At 57.4% G+C, this 8,887-nt stretch carries 7 protein-coding genes; 4 read left to right on the top strand and 3 right to left on the bottom strand.

Annotated features, from left to right (window positions below; genetic code table 11):
• Positions 1-274: 274 nt before the first annotated feature.
• The 4 genes from sufB (at position 275) to VGE80_RS04965 (ending at position 4,049) form a co-directional block, all read left to right on the top strand.
• Positions 275-1,693 carry a Fe-S cluster assembly protein SufB gene (gene sufB / locus VGE80_RS04980; RefSeq protein ID WP_373650053.1) on the top strand — a complete coding sequence of 473 codons (1,419 nt, stop codon included), beginning with the start codon at positions 275-277 and terminating at the stop codon, positions 1,691-1,693.
• A gap of 11 nt (positions 1,694-1,704) precedes the next feature.
• The gene (sufD, locus tag VGE80_RS04975; RefSeq protein ID WP_440591888.1) at positions 1,705-3,030 is read left to right on the top strand and encodes a Fe-S cluster assembly protein SufD; all 1,326 of its coding nucleotides are present in this window, start codon (positions 1,705-1,707) and stop codon (positions 3,028-3,030) included.
• Between the two features lie 153 nt (positions 3,031-3,183).
• Positions 3,184-3,498: a non-heme iron oxygenase ferredoxin subunit gene (locus VGE80_RS04970; RefSeq protein WP_373650051.1), complete on the top strand. Its 315-nt coding sequence runs from the start codon at positions 3,184-3,186 to the stop codon at positions 3,496-3,498.
• Complete coding sequence (locus VGE80_RS04965) at positions 3,495-4,049, top strand: metal-sulfur cluster assembly factor (RefSeq protein ID WP_397571674.1); 555 nt, start codon at positions 3,495-3,497, stop codon at positions 4,047-4,049. Before VGE80_RS04970 ends, VGE80_RS04965 begins: the two co-directional genes overlap by 4 nt.
• A gap of 127 nt (positions 4,050-4,176) precedes the next feature.
• On the opposite strand, the gene VGE80_RS04960 is transcribed toward VGE80_RS04965, so the two are convergent.
• The 3 genes from VGE80_RS04960 to VGE80_RS04950 all read right to left on the bottom strand — a co-directional run bounded on the left by VGE80_RS04960 (position 4,177) and on the right by VGE80_RS04950 (position 8,880).
• Positions 4,177-5,607 (bottom strand): sodium-dependent bicarbonate transport family permease, encoded by a 1,431-nt coding sequence (locus tag VGE80_RS04960; protein ID WP_397571675.1) that lies wholly within the window; start codon positions 5,605-5,607, stop codon positions 4,177-4,179.
• A 573-nt stretch (positions 5,608-6,180) separates the two neighbouring features.
• Positions 6,181-8,436 (bottom strand): hypothetical protein, encoded by a 2,256-nt coding sequence (locus VGE80_RS04955; protein ID WP_440591887.1) that lies wholly within the window; start codon positions 8,434-8,436, stop codon positions 6,181-6,183.
• Positions 8,437-8,721: 285 nt separating this feature from the next.
• Positions 8,722-8,880: a Na-translocating system protein MpsC family protein gene (locus VGE80_RS04950; protein ID WP_440591889.1), complete on the bottom strand. Its 159-nt coding sequence runs from the start codon at positions 8,878-8,880 to the stop codon at positions 8,722-8,724.
• Positions 8,881-8,887 lie beyond the last annotated feature (7 nt).

Below are 8,887 nucleotides of genomic sequence, written 5' to 3'. Positions count from 1 at the left end.
AACCACGAAACGACGCAACCGACTTCCCCGACCAGAAATGGTCGGTCGGCGAACTCACCCTGCGTCAGACGATCGGTTTTCCAGATGCCATCCAGTCACGAGTCACCTCTGTCGGAACTCACGACAGGTCCGAGCGGATGCAAGACGACAGTGAAACGATAACGGTCAACGATCGGTGACCTTGCCTGGCCTCGAGGGCATCCACGGATCGTACCCTGACCGATGACCGAGAACCGAATAGACGAGCGACCCACTAAGGGAAGACGAAGATATCATGACGACAGAAACAACGACCGTAGACGACGAAATCGGTGTTGGCGATTACCAGTACGGATTCCATGACCCCACCGACAAGTATGTTTTCAAGAGCCGTCGGGGTCTTGATCGCGAGATCGTCGAACAGATCTCTGAGATGAAGAACGAGCCGAAGTGGATGCGTGACTTCCGGCTGGAAGCTCTCGATCTCTTCTTTCACAAGCCCATGCCCACCTGGGGTGGTGACATGAGCGAACTCGACTTCCAGAAGATGTTCTACTTCGTGAAGGCATCGCAAGGGCAGGAAAAGTCGTGGGAGGATGTTCCTGACGATATCCGCAAAACCTACGATCGACTCGGGATTCCCGAGGCCGAAAAGAAGTACCTCGCAGGTGTCAAAGCCCAATACGAGTCCGAAGTCGTTTACGGCAGTCTGCAGGAAGATCTCAGCCGCCAGGGTGTGATCTTCACCGACACCGATTCGGCGTTGCGTGATCATCCAGATCTGTTCCGCGAATACTTCGGCAAGGTCATTCCCTCTGCTGACAATAAATTCGCCGCGCTGAACTCCGCCGTCTGGTCGGGTGGCTCGTTCATCTACGTCCCGAAAGGGGTGAAGATCGAGTTCCCGCTGCAAGCCTATTTCCGCATCAATACGCAGAACATGGGCCAGTTCGAACGGACCCTGATCATCGTGGACGAAGGGGCCTCGATCCACTACGTCGAAGGCTGCACCGCCCCCACCTACAGCAGCGACAGCCTGCACTCGGCCGTGGTCGAGATCATCGTCAAACGAGGGGGCCGCTGCCGTTACACGACCATTCAGAACTGGTCGAACAACGTTTACAACCTGGTCACCAAGCGAGCCCAGGCGTACGGTGATTCGCTCATGGAATGGGTCGACGGTAACCTCGGCTCGAAACTGACCATGAAGTATCCCGCCATCTACCTGATGGAACCGGGTGCCCGAGGCGAGACCCTGTCGATCGCCTTCGCGGGCAAGGGTCAGCATCAGGACGCCGGAGCCAAGATGGTTCACTGTGCTCCGCATACGTCCAGTCGCGTGATCTCCAAGAGTATCTCGAAGGACGGAGGTCGGGCGGGCTACCGTGGCCTGGTGAAAGCCACTCACGACGCTCATCACTGCAAGAGCAACGTCGTCTGTGACGCGCTGATCCTCGATCCACACAGCCGTAGCGACACTTATCCGTACATCGAAGTCAATCACGACAATCTGACGATCGAACACGAAGCGTCCGTCTCCAAGATTGCCGAAGAACAGTTGCTGTATCTGATGAGCCGCGGGATGACCGAGACCGAAGCTTCGGCGATGATCGTCACCGGCTTCATTGAACCGCTCGTCAAAGAATTGCCAATGGAATACGCAGTCGAAATGAATCGGCTGATTGAATTACAAATGGAAGGGAGTGTCGGGTAATTTCCGAAGCCATGTTGACTGTGACACCCTCTCATGCGGCGTTTGGTACTGACGCCTTCGAATCGTTTCTTGCCTCGCGCCGCGAACCATCGTGGATGAGCGACCTGCGCCGCGGTGCGTTCGAAACCTACCGTGAACTGCTCCAAACAGAACTCGATCCGGAAGAATGGAAGCGAGTCGATACGCGGGCTTTCCGCGCAGACAAGTTTGCCATCCAGACTCCCTCGACAGCAAATGCGGTCGCTGCCTTTGAAACTCTCCTCGCAACCCGAGCCGAGTTCGCTGGCTTCGTCAGTCACATCGATGGCGCCAGTTCGCCTTCGAAGCTCGACGAGGACCTGGTCAAGCAGGGGGTTCTGTATGGAAACCTATCCGACTTACTCCAGACTCACGGCGACATCCTCAAGCCGCACCTGATGACCCGAGCGGTCAAGCCGGAAGCAGATCGGTTTGCCGCCTGGCACTCCGCCTACTGTACGGGCGGGACCGTCCTGTATGTTCCCCGCAACGTCCAGATCAGCAAACCGCTGTATAGCCTGATCGGTCTGGCTGCCGCGGGTGCTGCCGATTTCAGTCACACGCTGGTGATCCTGGAAGAAGGGGCTTCTGCCACACTGCTGGAAGAAACGTCGTCGACCTCGCCGGACCTGCCCGGGGTTCACGTCGGCGCTGTCGAACTGCTGCTCGCACCTCGCTCAAACCTTTGTTACGTCCAGCTTCAGAACTGGAACGACAAGGTCTGGCATTTCGCTCACCAGGTGGGTCGTGTCGACGCGAGTGCCTCGCTGCAATGGACCGTGGCTGGTCTGGGCGCCCGGTTCGCTCACGTCCACCAGGATGTTTTCCTGGACGGAAAAGGGGCTGCCGCCGAAGTGAACGGCGTCACGTTCGCCACCGAAAAGCAGCTCCTGTCGTACTACACGCAGCAGACTCACAACGCGCCCCATACGCGCAGCGACCTGCTTTACAAAGACGTCGTCCGCGACAACGCCCGCTGCGTTTGGCGTGGAATGATCAAGGTCGCCAAAGACGCTCAGAAAACAGACGGCTACCAGCGAAACGATAGCCTGCTGATGAGCGAAACGTGCCGCGCCGATGCCATCCCCGGTCTTGAGATCGAAGCGGATGACGTCCGCTGTACCCACGGTGCCACCTGCGGTCGTGTCGATGAAGAGCAATTGTTCTACTGCATGTGCCGAGGACTCAGTCGGGCTGAAGCCATGCACCTGATTGTGGAGGGATTCTTTCAGCGGGTTTATGACCGCATCCCGGTCGAAATCGTGCGAGAAACTCTCGGACAGGCGGTTGAGCGAAAACTGGGAATTGGCGGACTGTAAACCACAGTCAGTCTCTCCCGTTTGAGCTGAATTCCATTGCGGCTGGTGAGGGCAACGCAGCGCCACAGACGGTGTTTCGTCGGTGGCGTTCTCGCCTGTCACAAGCCCGATCATCGCCCCTGTACCGGTGCCCCAGTAAAGAATGTGAAGTGCATGTCTGAATTTGAACGAGTTGCGTCTGTAAGCGAAGTTCCCTCCGGGGGGCGATTATCGATTCTGGTGGACGAGGTTCCTTCGTTGCTGATCCGGATCGGGGACGATTTTTTTGCGATCGAGGACGTCTGTTCTCACGATGGGCAGCCATTGACGAATGGGCCCGTCGAAAACTGCTCGATCGTCTGTCCCCGGCATGGAGCGCGATTCGATCTTCGAACGGGGAAACCCCTTTGCATGCCCGCCATCGAACCGATTTCTACCTTTGAAGTCCAAGTTCGCGACGGCGACATTTACGTGAGGCCCCGCACATGAACCCTGAAACGCATTCCATTCCAATCGCTCCCGCCACCGATTGTTGTTCTGACAATCATTCTGCAGCCGGAGAGACACCGACGTCCGCAGATAAGTCCGCGACGACATCAGAAGGTTGCTGCCAATCATCAGCATCTACGCCCGCAGCCACAGCCGAGGCGATTCCGTCGACCAATCCAAGCTGCTCGTCAGCTACAGCCGGTGCTGAAGCCTCTCCAGAGGCCGCTGCTTCGGAAGCCGGGGAAGAATCCGCACCCGACGATGCGGCTCTGATTGACGCCCTGCGGGAAGTGATCGACCCCGAACTCATGATCAATATCGTGGATCTGGGACTGGTCTACTCCATCAATCACACCGAACGAAAAGTGCTCGTCGAGATGACGTTGACCAGCCCGGCTTGCCCCGCGGGTCCGCAAATCATCTCGCAAGCGAAAATGTCGCTGGAAAAACTCTCCGGCGTGGATCAGGCGGAAATCAAGTTGACGATGACCCCGCCGTGGACGCCCGACCGCATGACCGACGATGCACGCGATCAGTTGGGAATTTTCTGATCGCTGGCATGAATCCCGCATTGCGACGATGTCACAAAGCAACCAATCGAAAAGCCCCTGCGAGGATTTCCTGGCAGGGGCTTTTTGTTTGGTTATCTCTGACGAACGTGCCAAACATGCACGTCAATCAGAGGGCCGCATGAGTCGTCGCCGCAGCGACCGGAGCATACCTGGTAATGATTGTGGCAATCATCAGGTAGACGGGAATACCGATGGTGACGTTGTAACTGAAGGTCACCCCCAGTGAGGCAGCGAGCGGCAAGGTGGGACTGGCTTCGGGAATCGCCAGTCGCTGGACTGCGGGAAGAGCGATATACGAGGCGGCACCACATAGGACAGCGAACAGCACATACGTCCCCAGCTCCAGTTGCTGTCCCAGGAACAGGCTGTACCCATGGGCGATCAACATCCCCATGACTGCGAAGACGTTCGGAGCCACTAACGCGAACGTCACAAACTGCCAGCCTGCATTTCTCAGATCCTTGAGCTTCTTGGAAGCGGTCATTCCCATCTCCAGCAGGAAGACACACAGCAGTCCGTGGAACAGATTCACGAACAACGCGTCGTCCATCGCTGTCACTTTTTCACCTTGCAGTCGCGAGATGAAACCGATGGCGATACCCGCGAACAACAGGAAGATTCCGGGATTCAGGAAGACTTCGTGAAGCAGTTCCTTGCTCAAGAAAGCACCCCGCACTTTCTGAGTGGGTGCATCCTCTCCCGCATGAAGGTCGACTTCCTGCAGAGCAATCGTTGCCTCCGCTTCGTCGGCGGCGTTTTGTGCTGTCGTGGAACTTTCGGATTCTGTCGATTGAGTTCGCAGGGCAGCCGTATTCCGTCCCCCTCTTGCTGTTCCGCTGACCGATGATCGGCCCGCTTTCGACACACCGTTTGATCGAACGTGGGCATGTCCGGCTCCCACGGCAGCGTATTCTTCCTCCAGAGCGTACTCGTCTTCGTAGTCATGCTCCTGTTCGTCGAGATCCTCCTCATGTTCGTGCTGGGGCGGGATGGCTCTGCGAAACTGGCCATACCCAGCCTCACCCGGCATATTCCCCTTGGCGTCCATTCCCCGCTGCCGCATGTTGGCCACCAGATACAGGGCGACCAGGCAGCCGGGAATTTCCATGACCGCAAGCATCACAGGCATGTAGGGAGCAAAGGCGATTTTGCCGGCAGTCAGCACCCCCATACAGGTCACGAAAGTCCCTGCGGAATCCGAACCGTAATACCCGGCGACGGTGGCCGCATCGATCTGGCGCAGTTTCGTGGTCAGACGGAGCGTATAAAAAGCGACGACACCGATAATCGAATTGGTCACCAGGCCGATCAGCATGAACCCGGCCGCTTGTCCGTAAAGATGTGGCTCCAGCCCCGCAAGCTCTTCGCCACCTTTCCAGCCGATGGCGAGTAACAGATAGATGGTCAAACCTTGATAGACGGCCTTGGGGAATTCCAGCTTGACGTGCAGCATGGGAATGAGAAAGCCGGCATAAAAAAACAGCAGTAACGGCTTGAACAGGTTGTGAGTGAAGTTATCAAGAAATTCATGAAGCACAGCGCATATCCCTTAGTAGTAATCCCGGCAGAGCACGCTCCACAGACGAACGTGGAAGCGAGCGAAAGCAGCCCCTGTGCCGATCAATCGGGCTGACGAAGAAGTCAGCCAACACCCCTCGAGGGGCCTCACCGAACCAGCACGCGGCCGAAACGTAAAAGTGTCTCGGACATTCTTTTACAGTGAACCACCCTCACTCTCTCCGCGTTTTCGCGAGTGTCGTGACGACCAGACAACGACTCTTGTCGTGTGCAACGTCTGCCGAAGTCCTTTGCAAATCATCCCGGCATTCGAACGACGTCTTCGAAAGCGAGCGGCGCTTGCACCGGTCGTGCGCCTCGCGCAGGATGAATCCCCTGCTTCTGCTATCTCGCTCAGTTCGAATCATCGACAGAGACCAAAGTCTGACATTCGTTCCCCGCGCGTAGCGGGCTCAGCGGTATTGAAACGCATTCTGTACGACAAGACGAATTAAGTTCTCTTAACGTGTCGAGAATGTAAGCGTGCACCTGCCGAGCGGGTCGACTCCGTGACGTTTTTAATAATATCGCAATGACGAAATGGCGCGGCCGTTCATGCGCGGTTCTCGCTTCCGGGCACACCGTCGCCCGCTGAGCAGGCCCAGCGTAAGAATCGATCGGTCAGCCCCGTGTGCCAGAAGCGGACGTGAGCAACCGCCGCCAGGAGGAACGCGGTGAACAGACTGACGATCGCTCCGATGATGACGCTGAGAGGGCGGTAGCGCCAGACAACGATATCTCCCTTCGCTGGAGCGTCCACAGCCCGAAATTGGCCTATCTGACGCGCTTCCGTTGGGATGCCATTCTTCTCGACAGTCCAGCCCGGATAGGCAAGTTCTGTGAGAATGAGAGGCTCATCCGGTTTCGGAGCCTGCTCGACGACGACCTTGCGAGTTCCCCGTCCCCACGGACTTTCCGGTCGATTCGAAACGCTCACTCCGTTCGCGCCGATACGGGCACGTCCGGGATACGAAACGGCGTCGCCGCCTGCTTCCCGCTGCTTGAACCGATACAAATGGATCGGTTCAATGCGTCCCCAGATCCGATTGAGAAACGGGTCGACCCCTTTCCACAAAAGCTCGACGCCCCAACCTTGTTCGTCGAGAGGTTCAAAATTGAGAACGTGTGTCACGCCCGCCTGACTGAGCCATTCGAGGTAGGGGGTGGATGCGGGAGTCGGCCGACCCGAGGGAAGCGGTTTGGGAGAATCCGGCATCGCAAACTGGGAATCGACATACTCTGCAGGAGCGATCCCCAGATACCAGGGGACGCACGACACACCGAGCAGTGTCCCGACATTGGGACCCGGCGATACCAGCCGCGGCAGCTCCTTTTCGCCAGCCAGCAGCTTTCGAACAGGGCTGTCCTCACGGAACGAAATTGCCGGCTTCGACACGATCGCCGTATAGGTCACCATGCGACTCACCATCCACAGGTCCCCGGTCGTCGAGGCGAAGATCGCCCCTATGACGATCCCCCGTGCGGTCATCGGCCAGGCGCAGCGCTGCAGGTGACTGAGCATCTGCCCCGCCAGCAGTGCGATGGCAAACGTAGTCACGATCCCGTATCGCCCCGGCCCCCGAAAGAAGCTGAAGCCGGGCAAATGCTTTCCTATGGGCAGCAGCCATCCCGTTGCGTAGATGAGTGCCACGGTTCCCACCATCAGCCAGTAACCGGTGGTGCCATTCAACACGGATGCGTTCGCCTGAGCGTTATTCGATGAACGCCGGTGTCGAGCCCAGCGGATGACGGCAAATGCAGCCAGCAGCAGCGGGACGAGTCCACAGTACACGTGGGCCTCGACCTTATTGGTTCCCGTTTCCAATGCAGCAAGGCGTGCCTGCCGAATCGCCTCGTCAAGCTCGTGGTTGGGACCGAAAAGCTGCCACGGCGCAACCAGTTCTGCCAGCGTTCGCACCAGATTGTCTTCCCCGATCGCCTGCGGACTGTACCAGCACCACGGAGCAATCAGCTGGGTCACATAGAGCGGGGGCATGTGTCCGTAAGCAGGATCGTAGTCGCTTCCCGCCACCACGCGCGAACTGCGCTGCTTCAGTTCCCATGAGGGAACCAGTTGAACTCCCGCCAGACAAACCCCGGCGATGCCCGCCAGAATCAGTGCCAGCGCACCGCGTGACACACGTCCTTGTTCCGTCCCGGGATGGACTTGCACCTGTTGAGAATGCTCCGCCCAAAGCCGCCATGTGGCATAACTGGCAACCATCAACTGGGTGATAAAAGCCAGGTGGTAATGTCCCGCCAGCAACTGCAGCCCCAGCGCAATGCTCAGGCTGATCGAGTACCGCCACAAGCGGGTCTGAAGGAAAGACTCCACACAGTACATTGCGACGGGAAGCCAGCAGCCCGTCAAAATGGCCCATTCCAGACAGGAACGGGGCGGAAACCACCCGAAGGTGAAAACCAGACCCGTCAGCATCGCACCTCGCCCCGAATTCCCAACCCGCAAGGCGAAGAGTGCTGTAGCGACGAAGCAAATCAGATAATGGAGAAGATGCTGGACGTTGTACGCCGTATTCACCGCGAGCAGACGGTACAAAACGACGTGAAATGGATAAGCCGCCCCCGTTTGACTCTCTCCCAGGATGGGATAACCAAAGCCGGTGAGATCATTCCACAGCGGCAATTCCCCCGCACGAAGACAATCCGCATAGAATACCTTCTGGGGGAAGAAGTACGGATACAGATCCCCGCCAATGAAACCGTATCCAAAGAAGAGCGGCCACCAGAACAGGAACGTCAGGGCGAAGGCCACCAGCAACAAGCAGAAATAGCGTCCAGTGTTAAACATGGCCGTAGTTTAACGTTCGCTCGTCGCCATGCGAGGCTGGAACCCGGCCGTCCATGTCCGCCGGAATACATCACTTCCATTGCGAAGCCCTGCTGGTCCAAAGAACGACCTGACGGCCCGATTGTGAACTACGTTCATCCGGAAATGGGAACGACTTCCAAACAATGGCCCAAAATTCGTCCGCCAAACTCGGTTCAACCGTGCAAAAAAAGAGCGAGCCCACATTTCTGGTGGCTCGCTCTTTTTGGCTCAGATTGGCCCCCTAGGCCTTGTTGGCACAGCCGGTCAAGACATCGCTGTTTCACAACAATCGGGAGCGTTGCTCAGGGTCAGAAGAATAATCTCTTCATCGGTCGCCAGTCCCAGGTCGTACATCATGCTGACCACATTCACCTGCGTGACTTTTTTTACAATTAACTGAATCAGAGGGGTCGCCGTCTCAATCAGTTGG

It is taken from the genome of Schlesneria sp. (assembly GCF_036405755.1).
GTDB lineage: Bacteria > Planctomycetota > Planctomycetia > Planctomycetales > Planctomycetaceae > Schlesneria > Schlesneria sphaerica.
This window is presented reverse-complemented; position numbering and strand designations above follow the sequence as displayed.

Excerpts from the sequence above, each read along its gene's own strand:
- VGE80_RS04955 (WP_440591887.1), bottom strand. The coding sequence starts at position 8,436 with ATGTTTAACACTGGACGCTATTTCTGCTTGTTGCTGGTGGCCTTCGCC.
- sufB (WP_373650053.1), top strand. The coding sequence starts at position 275 with ATGACGACAGAAACAACGACCGTAGACGACGAAATCGGTGTTGGCGAT.
- VGE80_RS04965 (WP_397571674.1), top strand. The coding sequence starts at position 3,495 with ATGAACCCTGAAACGCATTCCATTCCAATCGCTCCCGCCACCGATTGT.
- sufD (WP_440591888.1), top strand. The coding sequence starts at position 1,705 with ATGTTGACTGTGACACCCTCTCATGCGGCGTTTGGTACTGACGCCTTC.
- VGE80_RS04970 (WP_373650051.1), top strand. The coding sequence starts at position 3,184 with ATGTCTGAATTTGAACGAGTTGCGTCTGTAAGCGAAGTTCCCTCCGGG.